Source organism: uncultured Tateyamaria sp. (assembly GCF_947494755.1).
Taxonomy (GTDB): Bacteria; Pseudomonadota; Alphaproteobacteria; order Rhodobacterales; family Rhodobacteraceae; genus Tateyamaria.
Window position 1 is genome coordinate 157,278 of record NZ_CANLVZ010000007.1, and the last position, 21,862, is coordinate 179,139.

22 protein-coding genes are annotated in these 21,862 nt (G+C 60.6%); 13 read left to right on the forward strand and 9 right to left on the reverse strand.

Annotated features, from left to right (window positions below; genetic code table 11):
• The first annotated feature begins 3 nt into the window (after nucleotides 1-3).
• Nucleotides 4-1,158 carry an ABC transporter permease gene (locus Q0908_RS10990; protein ID WP_299283925.1) on the forward strand — a complete coding sequence of 385 codons (1,155 nt, stop codon included), beginning with the start codon at nucleotides 4-6 and terminating at the stop codon, nucleotides 1,156-1,158.
• 18 nt (nucleotides 1,159-1,176) lie between these two features.
• Here Q0908_RS10990 and Q0908_RS10995 read toward each other — a convergent pair whose 3' ends face one another.
• Together Q0908_RS10995 and Q0908_RS11000 are read right to left on the reverse strand one after the other, a co-directional pair.
• On the reverse strand, nucleotides 1,177-3,246 hold the full coding sequence (locus Q0908_RS10995; RefSeq protein ID WP_299283927.1) for a DEAD/DEAH box helicase: 2,070 nt from the start codon (nucleotides 3,244-3,246) through the stop codon (nucleotides 1,177-1,179).
• 90 nt (nucleotides 3,247-3,336) lie between these two features.
• Nucleotides 3,337-5,667: a mechanosensitive ion channel domain-containing protein gene (locus tag Q0908_RS11000; RefSeq protein ID WP_299283929.1), complete on the reverse strand. Its 2,331-nt coding sequence runs from the start codon at nucleotides 5,665-5,667 to the stop codon at nucleotides 3,337-3,339.
• A 281-nt stretch (nucleotides 5,668-5,948) separates the two neighbouring features.
• Between Q0908_RS11000 and Q0908_RS11005 the strand changes: the two genes are divergently transcribed.
• From Q0908_RS11005 to Q0908_RS11050, 10 genes are all read left to right on the forward strand, one after another.
• A complete protein-coding gene (locus Q0908_RS11005) occupies nucleotides 5,949-7,172 on the forward strand; it encodes a glycosyltransferase (RefSeq protein WP_299283931.1) in 1,224 nt (407 codons plus the stop codon).
• The gene (locus Q0908_RS11010) at nucleotides 7,169-8,407 is read left to right on the forward strand and encodes a glycosyltransferase family 4 protein (protein WP_299283932.1); all 1,239 of its coding nucleotides are present in this window, start codon (nucleotides 7,169-7,171) and stop codon (nucleotides 8,405-8,407) included. The genes Q0908_RS11005 and Q0908_RS11010 overlap by 4 nt, the downstream gene beginning before the upstream one ends.
• Nucleotides 8,404-9,474 carry a glycosyltransferase family 4 protein gene (locus Q0908_RS11015; protein ID WP_299283934.1) on the forward strand — a complete coding sequence of 357 codons (1,071 nt, stop codon included), beginning with the start codon at nucleotides 8,404-8,406 and terminating at the stop codon, nucleotides 9,472-9,474. The genes Q0908_RS11010 and Q0908_RS11015 overlap by 4 nt, the downstream gene beginning before the upstream one ends.
• On the forward strand, nucleotides 9,471-10,055 hold the full coding sequence (locus Q0908_RS11020; protein ID WP_299283936.1) for a histidine phosphatase family protein: 585 nt from the start codon (nucleotides 9,471-9,473) through the stop codon (nucleotides 10,053-10,055). Before Q0908_RS11015 ends, Q0908_RS11020 begins: the two co-directional genes overlap by 4 nt.
• On the forward strand, nucleotides 10,052-11,179 hold the full coding sequence (locus Q0908_RS11025; RefSeq protein ID WP_299283939.1) for a glycosyltransferase: 1,128 nt from the start codon (nucleotides 10,052-10,054) through the stop codon (nucleotides 11,177-11,179). Before Q0908_RS11020 ends, Q0908_RS11025 begins: the two co-directional genes overlap by 4 nt.
• Nucleotides 11,176-11,937 carry a polysaccharide deacetylase gene (locus Q0908_RS11030; RefSeq protein ID WP_299283941.1) on the forward strand — a complete coding sequence of 254 codons (762 nt, stop codon included), beginning with the start codon at nucleotides 11,176-11,178 and terminating at the stop codon, nucleotides 11,935-11,937. The genes Q0908_RS11025 and Q0908_RS11030 overlap by 4 nt, the downstream gene beginning before the upstream one ends.
• Nucleotides 11,934-12,413: a class I SAM-dependent methyltransferase gene (locus tag Q0908_RS11035; protein WP_299283943.1), complete on the forward strand. Its 480-nt coding sequence runs from the start codon at nucleotides 11,934-11,936 to the stop codon at nucleotides 12,411-12,413. The genes Q0908_RS11030 and Q0908_RS11035 overlap by 4 nt, the downstream gene beginning before the upstream one ends.
• Before the next feature lie 115 nt (nucleotides 12,414-12,528).
• On the forward strand, nucleotides 12,529-13,095 hold the full coding sequence (locus Q0908_RS11040; RefSeq protein WP_299283945.1) for a PA14 domain-containing protein: 567 nt from the start codon (nucleotides 12,529-12,531) through the stop codon (nucleotides 13,093-13,095).
• Nucleotides 13,096-13,384: 289 nt separating this feature from the next.
• Nucleotides 13,385-13,681: a hypothetical protein gene (locus Q0908_RS11045; RefSeq protein ID WP_299283947.1), complete on the forward strand. Its 297-nt coding sequence runs from the start codon at nucleotides 13,385-13,387 to the stop codon at nucleotides 13,679-13,681.
• Between the two features lie 3 nt (nucleotides 13,682-13,684).
• On the forward strand, nucleotides 13,685-14,284 hold the full coding sequence (locus tag Q0908_RS11050) for a helix-turn-helix transcriptional regulator (protein WP_299283949.1): 600 nt from the start codon (nucleotides 13,685-13,687) through the stop codon (nucleotides 14,282-14,284).
• A gap of 112 nt (nucleotides 14,285-14,396) precedes the next feature.
• On the opposite strand, the gene lepA is transcribed toward Q0908_RS11050, so the two are convergent.
• A complete protein-coding gene (lepA, locus tag Q0908_RS11055; RefSeq protein ID WP_299283952.1) occupies nucleotides 14,397-16,193 on the reverse strand; it encodes a translation elongation factor 4 in 1,797 nt (598 codons plus the stop codon).
• Nucleotides 16,194-16,528: 335 nt separating this feature from the next.
• Here lepA and Q0908_RS11060 point away from each other — a divergent pair, with 335 nt between their 5' ends.
• Complete coding sequence (locus Q0908_RS11060) at nucleotides 16,529-17,581, forward strand: hypothetical protein (protein WP_299283954.1); 1,053 nt, start codon at nucleotides 16,529-16,531, stop codon at nucleotides 17,579-17,581.
• A 75-nt stretch (nucleotides 17,582-17,656) separates the two neighbouring features.
• Here Q0908_RS11060 and Q0908_RS11065 read toward each other — a convergent pair whose 3' ends face one another.
• Nucleotides 17,657-17,782 carry a hypothetical protein gene (locus tag Q0908_RS11065; protein WP_299283956.1) on the reverse strand — a complete coding sequence of 42 codons (126 nt, stop codon included), beginning with the start codon at nucleotides 17,780-17,782 and terminating at the stop codon, nucleotides 17,657-17,659.
• A gap of 286 nt (nucleotides 17,783-18,068) precedes the next feature.
• Between Q0908_RS11065 and Q0908_RS11070 the strand changes: the two genes are divergently transcribed.
• Nucleotides 18,069-18,431 (forward strand): hypothetical protein, encoded by a 363-nt coding sequence (locus tag Q0908_RS11070; protein WP_299283958.1) that lies wholly within the window; start codon nucleotides 18,069-18,071, stop codon nucleotides 18,429-18,431.
• On the opposite strand, the gene Q0908_RS11075 is transcribed toward Q0908_RS11070, so the two are convergent.
• The 5 genes from Q0908_RS11075 to hisD form a co-directional block, all read right to left on the reverse strand.
• Complete coding sequence (locus Q0908_RS11075; protein ID WP_299283960.1) at nucleotides 18,428-19,009, reverse strand: GNAT family N-acetyltransferase; 582 nt, start codon at nucleotides 19,007-19,009, stop codon at nucleotides 18,428-18,430. The genes Q0908_RS11070 and Q0908_RS11075 overlap by 4 nt on opposite strands.
• Nucleotides 19,006-19,401, reverse strand: coding sequence for a ketosteroid isomerase-related protein (locus tag Q0908_RS11080; protein ID WP_299284044.1), 396 nt, complete (start codon nucleotides 19,399-19,401; stop codon nucleotides 19,006-19,008). The genes Q0908_RS11075 and Q0908_RS11080 overlap by 4 nt, the downstream gene beginning before the upstream one ends.
• A complete protein-coding gene (locus tag Q0908_RS11085) occupies nucleotides 19,398-19,859 on the reverse strand; it encodes a low molecular weight phosphatase family protein (RefSeq protein WP_299283962.1) in 462 nt (153 codons plus the stop codon). Before Q0908_RS11085 ends, Q0908_RS11080 begins: the two co-directional genes overlap by 4 nt.
• A complete protein-coding gene (locus Q0908_RS11090; protein WP_299283964.1) occupies nucleotides 19,860-20,339 on the reverse strand; it encodes a UPF0262 family protein in 480 nt (159 codons plus the stop codon).
• A 157-nt stretch (nucleotides 20,340-20,496) separates the two neighbouring features.
• Nucleotides 20,497-21,798, reverse strand: a complete 1,302-nt coding sequence (gene hisD, locus Q0908_RS11095) for a histidinol dehydrogenase (protein ID WP_299283966.1) — start codon at nucleotides 21,796-21,798, stop codon at nucleotides 20,497-20,499.
• Nucleotides 21,799-21,862 lie beyond the last annotated feature (64 nt).

Sequence of the window (21,862 nt, forward strand, 5' to 3'; positions counted from 1 at the left end):
CAGATGAGCACATTGCCCGACGGCCGGTTTATCGATGACGCCCCTTATGATCCCAATGTGGATCTATCGGCCATTGATCGCACGGACATGGACGCACCCAACTGGCTGCTGGTCTGGCGCAAGTTCCGCCGCCATCGGCTTGGGCTGATCTCGGGGCTGTTTTTGTTGCTGGCCTATATGGCGATCCCCTTTGCGGGCTTCTTTTCGCCCTACACCCCGAACGAGCGCAGCGCCGATTACCTCTATCACCCGCCCCAAGCCATCAAGTTCTGGCACGAGGGCGACTATATCGGCCCCTTTGTCTATCCGACTGAAGCGGTGGCCGACCTCGAAAACTACCGCTGGACCTATATCACCGACGAAACCCGGCCCATGCCGTTGCAATTCTTTTGCAAACGCACCGAGTACAACCTGTTCGGCGTCATCCCGACAGAGCGGCATCTGTTCTGCGCGCCCGAAGGGGCGACGGTGTTCATCTTCGGCTCGGACCGCCTGGGGCGGGACGTGTTCTCGCGCATTTCCTACGGCGCGCAACTGTCGCTGACCGTGGGCCTGATCGGCATCACTGTCTCCTTCATCCTTGGCATCGGGTTCGGGGCCATCGCGGGCTACTTCGGGGGCTGGGTCGACTGGGTGGTGAACCGCGCAATCGAAATCCTGCGCTCTCTGCCAGAGTTGCCGCTGTGGCTCGCCCTGTCGGCGGCGGTGCCTTCGAATTGGGGGCCCGTTTCGGTGTTCTTCATCATCTCGATCATATTGGGTCTGCTCGACTGGCCGGGGCTGGCCCGGGCGGTGCGAAGCAAATTCCTGTCGCTGCGAGAGGAAGAATACGTGCGCGCGGCTGAGATGATGGGGGCCAAGCCGGGCCGGGTCATCCGCCGCCATCTGTTGCCCAACTTTATGTCCCATCTGATCGCCTCGGCCACCTTGTCGATCCCGGCGATGATCCTGGGGGAAACGGCGCTGAGCTTTCTCGGCCTTGGCCTGCGCGCCCCTGCGGTGTCATGGGGCGTGATGCTGAACGATGCGCAAAACCTCGCGAGTATCGAGATTTATCCGTGGACTGCGATCCCGATGCTGCCGATCATCATCGTGGTGCTGGCGTTCAACTTCCTCGGCGACGGTCTGCGCGACAGTCTGGACCCATACTCAAGCTGAGGCGGGCCAGGGACCGCCTTACGACTTGCGCCGAGGCGGTTGGCCGCCTCCGGTTGCGCCTACCGCGCGGCGGGCCTTGTTCTTTTTGCTGTTGTATTTGGCTGTCTTGGGCGCGGCCCCTGAGGCGTTGGCGCTTGGCTTGCCTTTGTGCGCGGATTTGTGGCGCGGCTTCTTTGGGGTGCTGACCGCCCCGTCCTGTATCGCCTTATCCATGGTGCTGGGTGCCTTGGCAAAGCGCGACTTGCCACTGGTCGGTTTCGCGCCCGGTTTGGGTTTGCGCGGTTTGGGGGTCGAGGTGTCATTCCAGTCAATCGGCGCGCCGTCGTTGTGCGCCTTGGGGGGATCGCCCCAGACCCGTTTGGCGGAGGGTTTGGGGGCGTCGGCGCGCGGCGGCTTGTCTTTGAACGCCCGTTTGGGCTTGTCGTCAAAGGCGCGTTTGGGCTTGTCGCCGAAGTCGCGTTTGGGTTTGCCATCGGGTTTGCTCTCGAACCGGGACTTGGGCTGGCTGGCCGCATCCGGCACGCCGTCAAGCTTCGTGACTTTCGCCCCGCCCTCGACTGTCATGTCCGCGCCAAGCGCCTTGAGAAAGCCGTCCACTGCTTCCGTTTTCAACTCGACATATGAGGTGTCGTTCTGAATGCGGATCGCGCCGATATCGTCCTTGGTGATATCGCCCGCATTGCACACGATGGGCAAAAGGCGGCGCACTTCGACACCCTGATCGCGCCCACCGGAGACGGAGAACCATGTGCTTGGGCCAAAGGGCGCGCGCTCTTTCGGGGCCTTGCCTTCGGCCACGGCAGAGAGATGTTCGGGTGCGGAATGGCGCAGCCCATGGATGCGCAACAGCGCGGCGGCGAGTTGTTCGGCGCTGAACCGATCCACCAGCTTGGCGACCATCCCGGCCTCGCCCTCAGCAATCGGGTCAGTCCACATCGGATCGTCCATCAGACGCACTTCGTCCTGCGCGCGCACATCCTCGGCAGAAGGTGCCGCGATCCAATCTGCATCCAGCTTGGCGCTGCGCAGAATACGGGTCGCTTTGGCGCGGACCTTGGCCGTCACGATCAACGCGCTTGTGCCCTTGCGGCCCGCGCGGCCCGTCCGCCCAGAGCGGTGCAGCAGCGTTTCGTGGTTCGAGGGCAGTTCGGCATGCACCACCAGATCGAGGTTGGGCAGGTCGATACCGCGCGCGGCCACATCAGTCGCCACACAGACCCGTGCGCGCCCGTCACGCATGGCTTGCAGCGCGTTGGTGCGCTCGCTTTGCGTCAACTCGCCCGACAGCGCGACCACCGGAAAGCCGCGATTGGACAGTCGCGTCGTGACCCGGTTCACCATGGCACGTGTGTTGCAGAACACGATGGCATTGGGGGCCTCGTGAAAGCGCAGGATATTGATGATTGCGTTTTCGGCGTCGTGATTGGCGACCGTCATGGCCTGGTAGGTGATGTCGGCGTGTTGCTTTTCGCCCGTAGTGGTTGCGACACGCACAGCGTCCTTCTGATAGGTCTTCGCCAGCCGCGCGATCTGGGCGGGCACAGTGGCCGAGAACATGAGCGTCCGGCGGCTCCCGGGGCACTCGCCAAGAATAAACTCAAGATCCTCGCGAAAGCCCAGATCAAGCATCTCGTCCGCCTCGTCCAGCACCACGCCGCGAATGGCCGTCAGATCAATCGAGCCGCGCATGATGTGGTCACGCAAGCGCCCCGGCGTGGCGACAACGATGTGGGCACCGCGACCAAGCGCGCGGCGTTCGTCGCGCATGTCCATGCCACCCACGCAGGAGGCCATGACCACACCCGTCTCACCATAAAGCCAGCCCAGCTCGCGTTTGACCTGCATCGCGAGCTCGCGCGTGGGCGCTATCACCAGCGCCAGCGGGGCGTCGGCGATCTGAAACAACTCTTCGTCGCCCAACAAGGTCGGCCCAAGCGCCAGCCCGAACCCAACGGTCTTGCCCGACCCGGTCTGCGCCGAAACCAGCAGGTCCGCGCCCACGAGATCGGGGTCGGTCACAGCCTCCTGCACGGGGGTGAGGTCGATATAACCACGGGCGGTCAGGGCGGATTGAAGTGGTGCGATCACGGGAACGGTCCTAGCAAAACGAGGGCGCAAGACGGGACGCTGCGCCAAGCCTGCGCGCCTATGCCCTTTACCGGGGCTTGTCTAGGTAGTTTATCGGTCGTCGCCCCCGTCCGTGGCGTCCTCAAGCAGATCCTCTTCGATGGAGGCCTGCGCCGCGGCGGTGATCGCCTTGCGGTCGTCTTCAGTCAATTCTTCGGCCTTACCATCGGCCAGCCGTACGGTCACCTCGCGATGGGCGAACTTAATGCCTTCGCGTTCGAACAGGGCGCGGATTTCCTCATAGACCTTCTTGCGCACCAGCCACTGATCGCCGGGCTTGGTCATGAACTTCACGCGAATAATCATCGCGCTGTCCTGCATTTCAATCACGCCCTGGGATTTCAGCGGCTGGATGAAATTATCACCGATCACCGGATCGTCTAGCAGTTCGACCCCCAGATTCTTGATCATCTTGCGCACCTTTTCGACGTCCGTGTCATAGGTGACGCGCAGCGGCAGCTTCATAATCACCCAGTCGCGCGAGTAGTTGGTCAGCACCTGAATTTCACCAAAGGGCATGGTGTGCAGCGCGCCAAGGTGGTGGCGCAACTGGAACGAACGCACGCTGATCTTTTCGACCGTGCCCTTGACCCCGCCCACGTCGATATACTCGCCCTTGCGGAAGGCATCATCGAACAGAAAGAACGCACCCGAAAAGATATCGCGCACAAGGCTCTGGCTGCCAAAGCCGACCGCGACGCCGATGATCCCCGCACCTGCAAACAGCGGGCCGACATTGATCCCCATCTCCATGAGAACGATCAGCGCGATGGTGAGGACGATGAGCAGAAGCACGAAGTTGCGAAACAGCGGCAGAAGGGTCGCCAGACGCGATGCAGACGAACCGCCGCCTTCGTCACCCAGCTCGGCCTCGACCAGATCGCCCTGTTCCTCGATGATCTTGTTGTCGATCCAGATGCGGAACACGTTGTAGATGATGTAGCCGATGAACACGATCACGATGATGTCGAGCAGGCGGTCCGTCCAGCTTTCGCCCATCATGTTCGTCTCGGGCGACCAGATCGCAACGAAAGCATAGGTGCCCGCCACGAAGGCGAGGATACCGGCGATGCGCCGCGCCAGTCCTTCGAACGAGGTGATGCGCGGGCCGTGAATCATATCGCTGCGGGTTTGCATCACCTCGGCCGTTTCCCCGGTTACCGCGTTGCGTTCCCGCACGGCACGCGCGCGCTCAAAACTGCGTTCGATGAAAAAGTTGATGACGCCGTAAACCACGATAATGGTGGTCAGGATTGCCCAACCAGCGGCCAGCAACGGCACGCCAAGCGGCTCGCCCAGCACCAGATGATAGGTCTGATCGCCCCATGCAAACAGGAAGTAGAGAACCGCCAAAGGCGCCCATGTCCGCGCCAGCGTGCGCACCACCCACGAGGCCTGCACCGTCGTCTTGCCATTCAGGATGGCGGTCGTGATCGTGCGCCCGTTGACGATGACCATCGCGATATTCAGCAGCATGACCCCGAAACTCATCAGCGAGAACAGGAACACGTAGACTTCGTAATTCAGCCCCAGTTCCTCGATCCATTCGCCGAACAGGATGGTGAAAAAGCCCAAGGCCGCCCCAACCGACAGCCACAGATGCAGCACACGCGCGGGGCGGTCCTCCATCAACGGAATGCGGTACTGGGCGAGGTAGGGCGACAGGATCATGCGCCATATCCCGGCGGCGATCCGGGCCAGAAAGTACCCGACATTGATCAGCGACACAGTGAACTGCATCGCCGAATCCTCGAGCGGGCCGAAGATAATCACGCCCAGCAGATAGGCCACCGCCATTGAAACGAGGATGCCCACCACCCCAAAGACGAAGCGGAACATCAGGAACGGCATCTTGCCGGAATAGCCCACCGGGTTTTCAAGGATGCGGGCGACGACAAACCGCTTGGCGATGCGTTTGCCGAAAATCTGGCTTTCGAACACCATGCCGGCGGCAAACAGCGCCAGACTGATGATCAGAGCCTCGACATAGGCGAATATCGTACCGTCCGGACTGGCCGCACGCAGGATGAACACCACCTCGTTGAATGCATCCGGCAAGTTGAGCAGCCGGTCAAACAGGGCTGAGCGGAAGGCCACCGCATCATCCTGTATCCCCATCAGGGTCGAGCCTGACGCGGGGGCCGCGCTGTGCGGCGCAGGTTCGCTCACCTGGGTCAGCACCTGACCGTCACTGTCGATGACAACCACGCTGACCCCGTTTTCGGCAGCCGTGCGCATGATTTCGGAGATGTCATTTTCCGCCGCTGGCGGAGAGGACGGCAGCAGACTGTTGAGCCCTTGCGCCTGAAGGGGCATCGGCAGCGCACAAATCATCCACAAAAAAGCACCTGAAATCAGCGCGATGAATGTTCGATATGTCACAATACGGGTGCCCCGGAAATCCATGCGGCAAACGCTACGCCAACCGCTGCCTCTTTGACAATCGGTGCGCTTTCCTTTTTGGCACACATCAGATCACATCTGACGCTGGCATTTTGCAAATGCGCGGCAATAGTGTCATAGCGGAGTGCAGCGGCGTGGACATCAACACATCACACGCGCCAGGATTGGGAAACCGTGGGCCACGGCCTTCGAATATGGGTGAGACTTTGGGCGCGGTGTGTCATGCGGCCAGGGGCGATACAGGAAACAAGACGACAACTATGGTCCATTCCACCTCTGCGACACCGGATCGATCCGGCATGCGCCGTCGGCGCGTCGTTCTCTACAGCCATGATACCTTCGGTCTGGGCCATTTGCGCCGCTCGCGGGCGCTGGCCTCGGCGTTGACGCAATCGGGTGTGGCCGAATCCGCGATCATCCTGACAGGCAGCCCCGTTGCCGGCCGCTTTACCTTTCCCGAAGCCGTCGATCACGTGCGCCTGCCCGGCGTCAAAAAGCTCGAAGACGGCTCCTATGCCAGCCAAAGCGCGGGCATGGACATCGATCAGACCACGGCCCTGCGCTCCGGTCTGATTGAATCGACTATTGCGCAGTACGAACCCGATCTGCTGATCGTCGACAAGGAACCGACCGGGTTCCGCGGCGAGTTGCTGCCTGTTCTCAACACGCTGGCCCGCGAGGGGCGCACCCGCATCGTGCTCGGCCTGCGCGATGTGCTGGATGAACCGGATGTGCTGGCCAGCGAATGGGCGCGCAAAGGGGCGGTTGAGGCCACAGAGTCCTTTTATGACGAGTTGTGGGTTTACGGTGTCAAGTCCGTTTATGACCCGACGCAGGGCCTGCCCCTCTCGGATGCGGTGCGCGCGCGCACCTTCTGGACGGGCTATCTGCGCCGCAGCATCGTGGATCCCGCCGAGACGCCTGACACCCCCTACATCCTGATCACCCCTGGTGGCGGTGGGGACGGTGCCGCCATGGTCGATCTGCTTCTCAAGGCTTACGAGCAGGACCCGACCCTCGCCCCCCATGCGGTACTGGTCTATGGGCCGTTCCTTTCGGGCGACACCCGCGATGGGTTCGAGGCGCGCGTGGCCGCCCTTGGGGGCCGTGTCACCGCCACCGGCTTTGACAGCCGCATCGAATCGCTCTTTGCCAGCGCCGAAGGGGTGATCTGCATGGGCGGGTACAATACCTTCTGCGAGCTGCTGTCCTTTGATCAGCGCGCCGTGATCGTGCCACGCACCAAGCCGCGCCTCGAACAATGGATCCGCGCCAATCGCGCCGAAGAGCTGGGGCTGGTGCGCAATCTCGACCAGTTCCGAGACGAGTTGAACGTCGAGGGCATGATCGCCGCCATCCGCGCCCTGCCCCGCCAACAGCGCCCGTCTGAAGCCGGTGCCGATGGTCTGCTCGACGGGCTCGAGGTCGTGAACCAGCGCGCCCGCAACCTGATGAACCAGACCCTGAGCAACGCGGCTGAATGAGCAGCGCCGCCCCTCGCCTTGCCATTGTGGTCAAGGGTTGGCCGCGCCTGTCCGAGACCTTCATCGCACAAGAGCTTGTGGCCCTTGAACGTGCGGGTATCGACTTTGCGATCTGGTCGCTACGCCATCCCACGGACAAGAAAACGCACCCGCTGCACGATCAGTTGAGCGCGGATGTGTTCTACTTGCCCGAATATCTGCATGACGCGCCGGGCCGGGTGCTGCGTGGGGTTCTGTCTGCCATGGCGCGGCCCGGGTTTTGGGGCGCAGCCTGGCAATTCGCCCGCGACCTCGCGCGTGATTTCAACCGCAACCGGGTGCGCCGGTTCGGACAGGCCTGCGTGCTGGCGCGCGAACTGCCCACAGGGACCGAGGCGCTATATGCCCATTTCCTGCACACCCCGTCCTCCGTCGCACGCTACTGTGCGATGATCCGCGGCCTGCCGTGGTCGTTCTCCGCCCATGCCAAGGATATCTGGACCTCACCCGACTGGGAGCTGCGCGAAAAGCTGAGCACGCAAAGCGTGGGCGCCGCCTTTGGCGCGACTTGCACGGCGTTCGGGGCTGAGCACTTGAACGGACTGGCCGCTGGCACGCCAGTTGATCTGGTCTATCACGGCCTCGACCTTGCGCGCTTTCCACCGCCCCCCGATCGGCGCGCGCGAGCACCCGGCGATCCGTTCGCGATGCTGTCCGTAGGGCGGCTGGTCGAGAAAAAGGGGTTTGACAACCTGATCGACGCGTTGGCCCTACTGCCCCCGGAAATCGAGTGGCACTGGACCCATATTGGCGGCGGGGAACTGGCGGACCAGATGCGCGCCCGCGCCCACGGCGCAGGTGTCAGCGACCGCATCACATGGCGCGGGGCCTGTGATCAGCCCGAAGTGATCGCGGCAATGCGCGCGGCAGACCTGTTCGTTCTGCCCTCTCGCGTGGCGGCAAATGGGGACCGCGACGGACTGCCCAACGTCTTGATGGAGGCCGCGAGCCAAAAGCTCGCCATTCTGTCCACGCCCGTCTCGGCCATCCCGGAATTCATTGACGATGGAGTTCATGGGCTCCTCAGCGAAGATGCCCCCGAGGCATTGGCCGCCCATATGGTCCGCGTCGCCGCGGACCCGACACTTGGCCCGGCCTTGGCCGAGGCCGCCCATGCGCGCCTGCACGCTGAATTCACCATGCAGCCCGGCATTGACCACCTTGCTGACCGTCTGCGCTGGATCATGCGCTCATGAAGGTTGCGTTCTATGCCCCGCTCAAGGCCCCCGATCATCCGGTGCCCTCAGGTGATCGCACGATGGCGCGGGCGTTGATTGCGGCTCTTGGTCATGGCGGGCACGAGGTCGATATTGCGTCCGGTCTGCGCATTTACGAAGGGACAGGCGATGCGGCCCGGCAATCGGTCCTGATGGCCAAGGCCGAACAAGAGATCGCCCGGCTGCGCATCAGTCCCGACGCAGCATCGTGGCGGGCATGGATCACCTATCACAACTACTACAAAGCACCGGACCTGATTGGGCCTGCGGTCGCCGATGCGCTTGGCATTCCCTATATCCAGATCGAAAGTTCGCGGGCGCGCAAGCGGCTGGACGGCCCGTGGGCCCCATTCGCAGCCGCCGCCGAAGCGGCCAGTGATGTGGCCCACACGATCCTTTATGTCACACAGCACGACGCTCAAACGCTGCGGCGGGATGCGCCACAAGGGCAGCGCTTGCGCCATCTGCCGCCCTTTTTGGCGCATGCTGAGTTGCCGCCAGCCAGCGATTTGACCGGCCCCATGATCAGTGTCGGCATGATGCGGCCCGGGGACAAGCTGGCCTCTTACGCGTTGATCGCCCAAACGCTGGCCATCTTGCCAGACGGGCTGAATTGGCACCTGACTATTGCCGGGGACGGAGAGGCGCGGGCCGAGGTTGCAACCCTGATGGCACCTTTTGGCGACCGGGTGCAGATGGCTGGCACCCTCGACGCGGATGCCCTTGGTGCGCGGTTGCGCACCGCCAGCCTGCTGCTGTGGCCCGGCGTGAATGAAGCCTTCGGGCTCGCCTATCTTGAAGCGCAGGCGGCAGGTATTCCCGTCGTGGCGCAGGACCGCACTGGCGTGCGCGAAGTGGTGACCGGCCCCCTGTCGGATATGGATGCCGGCCCCGCCGCGATGGCAGATTACATCATGGCCCTTTTGACCAACCAACAGATGCGCGCGCGGGCCGGAGCAGCAGCGCGCGCAATGATCCAAGCCCGCCACCTTTTGAGCTCGGCCGCGACAACCCTGACGGCCGTTCTGGATGAGGTCGCGCAATGATCCGCCTTGCCCTCTTGCGTCACGGCCATACTCATTGGAACCGCGCAGGGCGCATTCAGGGGCGCACCGACATCCCGCTTGACGACGCCGCAAGGGCGCAGCTTGGTGAGATGCGCTTGCCTGACGACTGGGCGCGCGCTGATCTGGTGGCAAGCCCCCTGTCGCGCGCGATGGAGACGGGAACGCTGCTCACCGGTCGCACGCCGCTGGCCGAACCCGCCTTGATCGAGATGGATTGGGGCACTTGGGAAGGACACCAAGGCGCTGACCTGCACCGCGATCCCGCCTCGGGCTTTCGCGATATCGAAGCGTGGGGCTGGGACTATTGCCCGCCGGGTGGGGAAAGCCCGCAGACTGTGCGGGATCGGGTCCTGCCCTGGGCGCAAACTCTGCGCCGCGACACGGTCGCGATCTGCCACATCGGGGTGATGCGGGTCTTGATGGCCGTCGCCACGGGCTGGGATTTCACAGGCCCCGCCCCGTTTCAGATCAAGCGAAACCGTCTGTTTTGCATCACGATTGACCGCACCGATTGGCGCGCGGACCCCAATGCCACACGGCTGATTGGGCGGTCGTCATGAAGGTGATGATCGTGGTCACTCACCTGCTTGGCACCGGACATCTTGCGCGGGCGCTGACCTTGGCCCGCGCCTTTGATGCCGCGGACGATGAGGCGACGGTTGTCAGTGGAGGACTGCCCGTCAGCCACTTTGACAGCGATGGGGTGACGCTGATCCAACTGCCTGCCATACGCTCGGACGGCGTGGAGTTTACAACACTGCTGGACCCTCACGGCGAGGTTGCGGACGCGCCCTATATGGCCGCGCGGTGCCGCGCACTTGTGGCCGCTCTGACCCGGATCCGCCCCGATGTGCTGATCACCGAGTTGTTCCCCTTTGGCCGACGCATCCTGCGCGATGAATTTCGCGCTCTGCTGGAAGCGGCGCTTGCAATGACCGCCCCTCCAGTGATCCTGTCGTCCATCCGCGATATCCTCGCGCCGCCCAGCAAACCGGCCAAAGCCCAGTTTGCCGACGACATGATCACACGGTTCTACGACGGGGCATTGGTGCATTCCGATCCGGCACTGATCCCTCTGGATCGGAGCTGGCCTGTGTCTGAGATGCTGGAAAAACGGCTGCATTATACCGGCTTCGTGGCCCCTGTCCCCCCTGCGCCAAGCACGCCAAACAACCAGATATTGGTGAGTGCAGGCGGTGGTGGCGTGGGTGATCGGATATTTGAGGCCGCCCGCGACGCCGCCCACCAGACACCTGATCTGCAATGGCGGTGCCTGATCGGTGGATCACCTGATCGCATCCCACCCCTTGCCGAGCGCGCACCTGCCAACATGATCTGCGAGGCCACGCGCGCCGACTTCCGCACGCTTCTGAGTGGGGCGGCCGCGTCGGTGTCGATGTGCGGCTACAACACGGCGATGGATGTCTTGCAGACCGGCGTTCCGGCGGTCTTTGTGCCGTTCGATGATGGGGGCGAAGTGGAACAAGGATTGCGCGCAGAGGCGCTGTCCACCCTACCCGGTGTGGGTGTGGTCACTCAGGATGCGCTGGACGGTGCGGCCCTGCTGCACGGGCTGGATCAGGTCCGCTCCGCCCCGCGCCGTGCAGCACGGAGTGACCACATGGACGGTGCCGCACACAGCGTGCGGATCGTGCGTGAGATATGCCACAAGAGGGCACGATGAAATGTGATTGGTCCCCTTTGCGCAACGCCCTCGCAGCCTGCCGTCGCGACGCGCTGAGCGTCCCGCTCTGGTGGCGCGACGACGATGCGGTTGCGCGCACGGCGGCGCTGGATCAGCTTGGCGCGTTGTCAATGCAATTGGAGATACCGGTGCACCTTGCGGTAATCCCTGCGCACGCGACCCCTTCGGTCGTCGGGGCGGTAGCAGATTTCGGCATGGTGCCGGTCGTGCATGGATGGGCGCATGTCGATCACAGCACGCCGGGTGAGAAAAAGAACGAGTTCATGACCCTCCGCGCCAGCGCCAGCGAGGACACCGCTACGGCGCTGAAGGTGATGACCCAACTGTTTGGGAACCGGCTGCGCCCCATGTTTGTCCCGCCGTGGAACCGGATCAATGATCAGGTCAGCGCGGGGCTCGCGCCCCAAGGCTACAGCACGGTGTCGACGTTCGGGCCGCGGGGCGACGACCACGACGCATCGGGCCTTGCGCATATCAACACCCATATCGACCCGATCTGGTGGAAGGGCGCGCGCGATCTGATCGACCCGGACAAGTTGATCGCGCAAACCGTGGCGCATCTGGAGTCACGCCGGACGGGGGCCGAGGATGGGAACGAGCCCTTGGGCCTGTTGACCCATCACCTCGTTCAAACCCCCGCGATCTGGTCTTTTGCCGAACAATTTTTGCACGAAATGAGGACAGGTGGGGCGACCCCTTGGGTCATGGCCGCACCTCGAACGGAGACTGAAACATGAGCAGACTTGAATCCATGCGCCGCCGTCTGACGGCCCAGATCGACGGGATCAACTGGGCCGCCGCCAAGATCACCGACATCCCGGGCGATGTGCTGGAAATGGGGCTGGGCAACGGGCGCAGCTATGACCATTTGCGCCAGGAAGTGACGGACAGACGGATCTGGGTCATCGACCGGATCCTGAAATGCCATCCCAGTTGTGTCCCGCCCGAACCCGATTTTCTTGAGGGCGAGGCCGAACCAATGATGCAACGGCTGATCGATGACGGGCACAAGATGGCACTCGCGCACTATGATTTCGGCTATGGGATCAAGGAAAGGGATGTAGAGGAAGGGGCGCGGCTCAGCCCCCTGATCGTGCAACTGATGAGCTCCGGCGGCCTTGTGCTGTCACAACAACCGCTTGTGGGGCTGACCCAAATCGTAGGGCCCGACACGATCGATCCTGAACGCTATCTCTTCTACCGGGCCGCGTGACCCCGCTCCGCCTTGATCACATTTTAGGAACATCTGTTGTCACCGCGCGTTGGGCGCACATAGATTGCTGACGATAAAAGGGCCGCTCGCTTGGCCGATCCAAAGGAGTAAACGAATGACTGTTTTCAAGACCGCTGCCACAGCCGCACTGGTGACCTTTGTCGCCACGGCCAGTTTTGCCGCACCTCTGAAGCTGACACCCGCCAATCCGCAACCCACAGGGCTGAAGCCGGGACTGGCCGTGAAATACGTCTACCCATTGGATGTCAAAAGCCTGAACCAGGCCAACCGCTATCTCAAAGAAGCAACCCCCGGCACCCCGCTGAGCGGCCTTGATTACCGCGACACGGCTGAGGGCGACAAAACGCTGACGTCCAAGCAGGCCGAGCAGGTGGTCGCGGGGATTTCGGGCTATGTCCGGTTTGACAGCCCCGGCACGTATACAATCGATTTCCTGACCAATGATGGGCTCGACGCCAAGATCAGCGGCCAGACGGTCGGCTATTTTGATGGGCGTCAGACGTGCCAGGAAACACCTGCCGTGCAGGTCGAGGTGCCATCAGCTGGCTGGTACGAGCTTGAAGCCACGTATTTCCAGCGGGTCGGGACATCGTGCCTGCACATGCGGGCAGGAAAAGGTGCGCCAGACTGGATGGCTGACGCGGCGTTTGGGCACAAGTAAGGGGTTCAGGTTTTGAGAGATTGGGCGCGTCGGCTGTTTGGGTCGGCGCGTTTTTTTGTTGTCGATACCGTTCGGCGATCGATGTGTCTTAAGCAAGACTTAAGCTGACGATCGGTCTCAGCTGATCAAAAAATGGCCCTGTACATAACGAAAACGCTCGGATTTTAGGTAGTTGAGGATTGCCATATTTGGGCATTTGTCGGAGTAGACACACAAGCCAACTTGATCTAATGTCAACTTATTGAGGTAGATGTTCTGCAAATAGGTCGCTCGAGCAAGGAAAGCGAAAATGGCACGTGAAAACTACAAGGCGGAGCAACTGTGGCTGAACAGCTTCTTTCAAGAGATCAAAACCTTGGACTTGAGCCTTGAAGCTGAATTCGAAATGCGTCGAGCCGGCGTGTCGCTGGCAGAGCTTTTGGACGTTTTTGCCTCAGGAGAAGTTGAGTGGGCTGACCGAGACTATGACGGTTGCTCTTTCGTCATTTCAGGGAGGAACTGTGACGATGAGGAAATTAAGATCTATGGGGGGTTTTGTTCGGAGATTGAGATGGTCTCTGTGATGCAAATAGAGAGAGTAAGGTGAGATATGGCTGGGCTAGATAAACATATCTGTCGTAAAATCCATGTTAGAGAATGTAAGGACTACGACGCTTCTCATTTGATCGGAGCGCCTTTTCCCGTAACCTTAACAGGCGGCGTTTTGGAGAAGCACTGTGAAGAATGTAATGCCAAAGCTGGACATATACTCAAAAACCCGCGGCAGCTTACAAGAATGGTTGCAGTAGCACGAGCATGCGACGACATGAAGCTCAATGGATCAGAGGTTCGGTTTCTTAGGAAGTCTATAAATCTAAAGGCCAAAGAACTCGCGGAGAAACTCGATATCGATCCAGCGCACTTGTCGCGGATCGAAAACGGTCATCTTGCAATTTCGGTCGTATTAGAGAAACTAGTTAGGTCAGCGGTTTGTTTGTCCTTTCTTGATGAGGCGAGAATTGTAGGTATGGACGGAAGTTCAATTCTTTCTATGAACATTCCAAGCGTTGTATGCTCTTCTCGCATCTTTTCTTTAGACTTGCGCTTAGTTGAGCAAAACAATGTCCTGCACGTTGTTGGTGGGGAGAGATCTGCAACAGTTTCCTCCAAGTCATGGAAAGACGATTGCGAACCAAAGATTGCAATTTAATTTGTTGGGCGGTGATTTTTCACCACCCAATTTCTGACCAGTCCACATTTACGATCTGTCATGAAGCTGAAAGACAGCGGCGAAAAGGTAGGACCATCAGTTAGGTGGTCTCTCACCCATCCATCTTCAGCGCCGAAATAAACGCTTCCTGCGGGATATCCACCTTCCCGAACTGGCGCATCTTCTTCTTACCCGCCTTCTGCTTGTCCAGCAGCTTGCGTTTGCGCGTCGCATCCCCGCCATAGCATTTCGCCGTCACGTCCTTGCGCATCGCCGATAGCGTTTCGCGCGCGATGACCTTGCCACCAATCGCCGCCTGGATCGGGATCTTGAACATGTGCCGCGGGATCAGGTCCTTGAGCTTTTCCACCATCGCGCGCCCCCGCATTTCAGCGCGGTCGCGGTGCACCATGATCGACAGGGCATCCACGGGTTCCTCGTTCACAAGGATCGACATCTTGACCAGATGATCCTCACGATAGCCCGTCAGTTGATAGTCAAAGGACGCATAGCCCTTCGTCACGGACTTCAGCCGGTCGTAGAAGTCGAACACCACCTCGTGGAGTGGCAGGTCATAGACGACCATCGCGCGCGAACCCGCGTAGGTCAGGTCCAACTGGATGCCGCGGCGGTCCTGACACAGTTTCAGCACGTCGCCCAGATAATCGTCGGGCACAAGGATGGTCGCCTTGATCCGCGGCTCTTCCAGATGGTCGACAATGGACAGGTCCGGCATGTCGGCGGGGTTGTGCAGCTCCATCATCGCGCCGTCACGCATGTAGACGTGATAGATCACCGACGGGGCTGTGGTGATCAGCTCGATATCGTATTCCCGCTCGATCCGGTCGCGGATTACCTCAAGATGCAGCAATCCCAAGAACCCGCAGCGGAACCCAAACCCGAGCGCAGCGGACGTTTCCATCTCAAAACTGAAGGACGCGTCATTGAGCGCCAGCTTGTCTATGGCGTCGCGCATATCCTCGAACTGAGCCGAGTCCACCGGGAACAGCCCACAGAACACCACCGGCTGCGCTGGTTTGAAGCCAGGCAGCGGCATGACCTCTTTGCGCTCATGCGTGATCGTGTCGCCCACGCGCGTATCGCGCACCTGCTTGATCGAGGCCGTCAGAAACCCGATCTCGCCGGGCCCGAGGCTGTCCACCATCTCCATCTGCGGGCGGAACACGCCGATGCGATCCACGTGATGCACCGTCTTGTTCGACAGGAATTTGATCTTTTCGCCCTTTTTCAGGCGGCCATCAATCACGCGGATCAGGACGATAACGCCGAGATAGCTGTCATACCAACTGTCCACCAGCATCGCCTTGAGGTCCGCATCCGGGTCGCCCTTGGGCGCGGGCAGCAGTGTCACGATGGCCTCAAGCGTTTCGTGGATCCCCTGCCCTGTCTTGGCCGACACGGCGATGGCACCCGAGGCGTCGATCCCGATCACATCCTCGACCTGTTCGGCGACGCGGTCGATGTCAGAGGCGGGCAAGTCGATCTTGTTGAAGACCGGCACGATATCATGGTCCGCATCAATGGCCTGGTAGACATTGGCGAGCGTCTGCGCCTCGACCCCTTGAGTGCTGTCCACAACCAGCAAGGAGCCTTCGACCGCACGCATAGAGCGGGACACCTCATAGGCAAAGTCCACATGGCCGGGCGTATCGATCAGGTTCAGCACATAGGCCTCGCCATTGTCGGCGGTGTAGTCGATGCGCACCGTATTGGCCTTGATCGTAATGCCACGCTCGCGCTCGATATCCATACTGTCGAGCAGCTGTTCCTTCATGTCCCGGGCGGCCACGGTGTTCGTGGACTGGATCAACCGGTCGGCAAGGGTCGATTTCCCGTGGTCGATATGGGCCACGATGGAGAAATTGCGGATATGTGAAAGCGGTGTCATGGTTGGGATATGTAGGGGTTTTGGAGGGTGGTCAATGGGTGTGTGGAGTCGCAGGTGGTGCGGGTGTGGCTGAGGTGGATTTTTCTGATACTGATAGCAGAAAAGCTTGGCTCTCAAGCCTGAGCAAAGAAGTTAGTTGCTTACTGGCAAGTCGGGCTGCTCTGAGGATTATCGTGCAGATTGACGGAGAAAGGGATCGTAGTTTCGAACTACTAGCACTGGCAAGCTTCAGATGTGCTATCACAGCGCTCTGTTGGGCACAGAGGCCAGAAGGATATACGGCGTGCTTAGAAAAGTCCGCCATGTCTGCTGGCCGGTCCGCAGACAAGGCTTGCATGACCGCTGACACAGCCGCCACACTTGCGCGGACTGCAACTCAAGCCGCCCGCCATGCAGCATTGGCAGCGAGCAATCGCCCCGATTCCCCATCAGAAGCAGAGCGAGCGATCAGCCGTTTTGTGCATGATATGTCAGGTCCTGACGGCCTTTCGACACAATCCGAAGCCAGTTCAGCGGTTACTTACGCTTTGTCCAAGGATTGCACCACCACTTCCAGCACCCAACTACTCACTACGCCCATCTGGCCAGACGGTGATATACCTTCTCCAATCATTGAAGCGCACAAATACTTTGTTCTTCGACTAGAGTATTTTCCAGATTGGGCGTTCTTTAAGAATTGGTATTTGGCCGTCTACGATGGCCGTTCAGTCGACTGGGCTTTGACGATTGAAGTGGCCAAGTTGCCAAATGAGGTGTGGAATGCCGGGTTGGCAGAAGTGGCTCAAGCAATCAGAGAGATCGAAGCGCGGCATTCTCAAGGAACCGGCAGTGTTGAATCGCAGGAAGTAACGTCGAGCAACGTCACGAATTTGCTCGCACGTGCCCCAATCGTTCAAGCCAGTATGGCGTCAATGTCAGAGGCGGTTTCATTGCGCCTTGACTCGTTTTCATCCATGGGGCGACCAAACGAAGAAATACCGTTCGTGCGGACCCTGCGTAGCATGCCTGAAACAGCATTGCGCATTATCAAAATTCTCGAAAACAGCCCCTCATACGAAGGCTCTGACGCGGCACTCGCCTTGGAAGTGGGGAGCCTTCGTGCAGAAGTCGAGCAGTTGAAAGCCGACTTAAAGATGGCTCACGCTGAACTGACGGAGTTACGAAAGAAGCCTTGGTACAAAAGTACTTCAGTGCTGTTTGCAGGCAGCGTAACATCCGCAATTGCAGTTTCCCTGTGGACGATATCGGATGAGGACTTTAACGGGGAGAACCGTTGGAATAATTTGGCGCAGGAGCTCGATTTTCTAGCAGGCAAAGTGTGGCCCGATGCCAATGATCGAATCCCAGAGGGCTTGCGCTTTAAATTACCAGATATTGAAGAGACCTGAGCGTCAGCATATAAGAAATTAAGTCCGCCTTAGCAACGGCGACCACGAAGACGGCACAACGCGCTCAACCTCCCCCTAAATCGCCCGATCCACCGCGTCCGCGGCGTTGGTGATGTCTCGACCAAAGCCCTTGGCGGTTTCGCAAGCGGCCAAGGTCGCGGTGACGACAAGGGCGATCAGGATCAGGCGGGTGCGGGCCATTGGGACCTCCGTTTGGTGTTGACGTGGATATATCTTGGGTCATGGGCCCGGTCAAACCCGGCTTGAGTGTCCGGAGCGGCATTTGGCCGGACCTGCGCCATTATGCGCCACCAGCGGCCTCGTCCGGTCGATCAGGGGTCAATTCTCAGCCCCATCGTTGCGTTTTGGAGGTCAGACCATCGCCACCGGCCCACCCCTTCGTGAATTGCGTCCGGCCCCCAAATCCGGCATACTGTTGCGATCAGAGCGGGCAAACCCGCCGACATCACAGGCCAAGGCATCCCGTATGAACCGCACTGCACTCTTTTCCATTAGCGTGGCAGCCTTGTTGCTTGCAGCCTGCTCATCCAGCCCGGCGCGGTTCGACGACACGGGCAGATCATCGACACCGTCCAAACTATTTGCGACCGGCCCCATCTACTCGGCCTGCCAGCTTGCGGGACGACGCGAGGCCAGCCGCGCGCGCTGTGGATGCGTGCAGGCGGTGGCGGATCAATCACTCAATGCCAATGATCAGCGCCGCGGATCGGTCTTTTTCGACAACCCCGGACAGGCGCAAGAGGTCCGCACCTCGGACCGCGACATCGACGAACGCTTCTGGCTGCGCTGGAAAGCCTATAGCGAACGCGCCGCACGGCTCTGCACCTAAAGGTCGCGAAACCAGAATTGCATGGGTTTGTCCGTCTCGACAGCCTGATCCACGTCTTTCCAAGGAAAACGCGCCACAACACCGGGTAAGCGACGATAGCCGCGCGCTTCCCAGAACGGATCAAGCGGCTTGTAGGCCGACGGGCGCAACGGGTGATCACTGGGCCGCATCACGGCGGCAAAACACATGTGCTCATACCCCATCCCCCGCGCGTAATCCTCGCGCAGATCAAAGAACTGACGCCCGATCCCACGCCCCCGATACCGGGGCAACAAAACGCTTTCCCCGCAATAAAACGTCTTGTCGATGTTGATGGTCGTGCCTGCAAAAGCCTCGAAAAAGTCATCCGCATGTTCAGCCAGCGGCGCCGCAGTGGCCGCGCCCACCAGCCAATCCCCGTCAAAGACCGCGATGACGATAGCCCGGTTGCTTTGCTCGTAAATCTGCAAATAGCGGCGCTCGTAATCATAGTCGCCATCATAAAGATAAGGCCAGTCGCGAAACACCGCGATGCGCAGACGGGCCACGTCATCAAGCGCCTCGGTCAAGGCAGCACCGGTCAGGGTTTCAATCCTCATGCGGACACCTGCGCCATCCAGTCAGCCAGATTGTAATAGGTCGTGACCCGGCAAATCCGCCCCTCCTGAATGTCAAAGAACGACCCCGCCGGCAGCACATATGTCTGGGCATGAGCAGCGGGCAGCCCGGCATCGGTGGCCAGATAGGTGCCATTCACCACATATTCCGCCGCCGCGCGAGTGCCGTCGGGTGTAGTCAGGATCACCATATCGCTCAGGTGTTCGCGATAGCAGCGGTTCATGTGGGTACAGAATTCGGCAAAGGCCGTTTTGCCCGTGCGGACCTGACCCTCGTTGACATGATGGGCGACATCATCGCTCAGGCAGGCGACCATCCCCGGTACATCACCCGCATTGAACGCCTCAAAGTAACGCGCCACGATCTCCATCAGCTGTCCTTTTGTGCAGCGCCCCACCGTTCGGTCAGGCGGGTGATAATCTGGTCGCGGGCCGCGCGATAACTGTCCAGCTTGGCGCTGCGCGTCTCGCCAAGGCCCGTGGGGTCGAGGATCGGCCAATACTCGACCTCAACATGGTAAAACCGGGTCAACTCAAGCGCACGGCGCTGGCTGGCAGGGCTCAGCGCGACGACCAGGTCGAACGAAGACAGATCATCGCCCCACTGCTCCATCTCGTCAAAGCTGCGCGAGCGGTGGCGGCTCAACTCCACATCAAGCTCTTGGCAGACCGCAATGGAAAACCCGTCAATCTCCATATCGTTCTTCACGCCGACGGATTGAACGTAGGTGCCAGTGCCATAGAACTTTTTCATGATCCCCTCGGCCATGGGGGAACGGACTGCGTTGTGATCGCAGCAAAACAGCACGGATTGCGGAAGCGGGCGCGTCATCTATCCGCCGAAATGCAGAACGCAGATCAGGGTGAACAAACGGCGGGCCGTGTCAGTGTCCACATCTGCCTTGCCCTCCAGCCGTTCTTGCAGCACCCGACTGCCTTCGTTGTGAATGCCCCGCCGGGCCATATCGATGGTTTCGATCTGACTGGGGGGCAGCTTCTTGACCGCCTCGAAATAGCTTTCACAAATCTGGAAATAGTCTTTGACGACTTGGCGAAAGGGACCAAGCGAAAGATGAAATTCCGCTGCCTTTTCAGCCGCTTCGGTCGCCACATCAAATACCAGCCGCTTGTCGCGGATCGAAAGGCCCACATGATATGGCCCCGCCGGCACGTCCTGACCATTGCGGGCTGGCAGCACGAAAGTGTTCTCTTCCAGCAAATCGAACACCGCCACCTTGCGCTCTTGCTCGATCTCGGGCGTCGGCGGGGGCAGGTTCGCGTCATCAAGCGTAATCTGGGTAATACGGGTCATGGCATCGATCTTGGCAAAGGGGGCAACGACATGATGCTTACGCAACGCCTCGGCCCAACACAATGCCAGCGGGAAATTTGATAGCGGCCCACCCGTTTCTTTTGACCCAAAATACCGCAGGGGTGAGGCCGAAGGCCGAGGGGGCTGGCCCCCATTCTCACTCGTTCAGCTTGCTGAGCCGCGCCGTGACAGACAGCCCGTGCGCCTCAAGGCTCTCAGAGGCAGCCAACCGCTCCGCGCTCGGACCAATTGCGCGCAAGGCTTCCGGTGTCATCTGCGCCAATGTCGTGCGTTTCACAAAGTCCATGACCGACAGACCCGAGGAGAACCGGGCCGAGCGCGCAGTGGGCAACACGTGATTGGGCCCCCCGATATAGTCGCCGATGGCTTCGGGCGTCCAATGGCCCAAGAAAATCGCGCCTGCATGGGTAATCTTTTCGGACAGTCCCAAAGGGTCGGCCACACACAGTTCCAGATGTTCAGGTGCAATCCGATCCGACAGGGCCGCAGCGACATCCAGATCCGGCACCGTGATCACCGCGCCAAAATCGCGCCAGCTTGCACCGGCGATCGCGCGCCGCTCCAGCGTTTCGAGCCGTGCGCTCACCGCATCGGCCACGGCGCGGCCAAAGCCTGCATCGGTCGTGATCAACAAGGATTGCGCGCTCTCGTCGTGCTCGGCCTGACTGAGGAGATCGAGCGCGATCCAGTCGGGGTCATTGTCCGCATCCGCGATAATCAGGATTTCCGATGGGCCCGCAATCATGTCGATACCAACCTTGCCGAACACGCGCCGTTTGGCGGCAGCCACAAACGCGTTTCCAGGGCCGGTGATTTTGTCCACCGGGGCGATTGTATCGGTCCCATAGGCCAGCGCGGCAATCGCCTGCGCGCCGCCGATGCGGTAAATCTCATCCACGCCCGACAGGTGCGCCGCCAGCAGGACAAGCGGGTTCAGCACCCCATCAGGCGTCGGCACTGTGATTGCCAGACGGTCCACCCCGGCAACCTTGGCCGGGATCGCATTCATCAACACTGAAGACGGGTAACTCGCCAACCCGCCCGGGACATAAAGCCCCGCCGCAGAAACCGGCGTCCAACGCCAGCCGAGCGTTGCACCCGTCTCATCCGTCCAATGTGCATCTGCTGGCATTTGCCGCGCGTGATAGGCCTTAATCCGGGCCGCAGCCAGTTCCAGCGCCGCCCGATCTTCAGGCGATACGGTGGCAATCGCCGCAGAGACTTCGTCCGCACGGATCCGCAGTGTTTCGGGGGTCAACGCGATGCGGTCAAACCGCTCGGTCAACGCAATCACTGCCGCATCGCCGCGGGCTCGCACATCCGCGATGATCTCAGCCACAGCCGCGTCCACATCCGGGTTATCTTCGCGCTTGGCGCTCAGCAGGGCGGCGAATTGCGCCTCGAAATCGGTATCGCTGTGGTCAAGAAACTGGGGCATCGACATTTCTCCGTTCCCGGCGGGACATAGCGGGCCAGCGGGTCAGCCTCAAGGCCGGGCACAC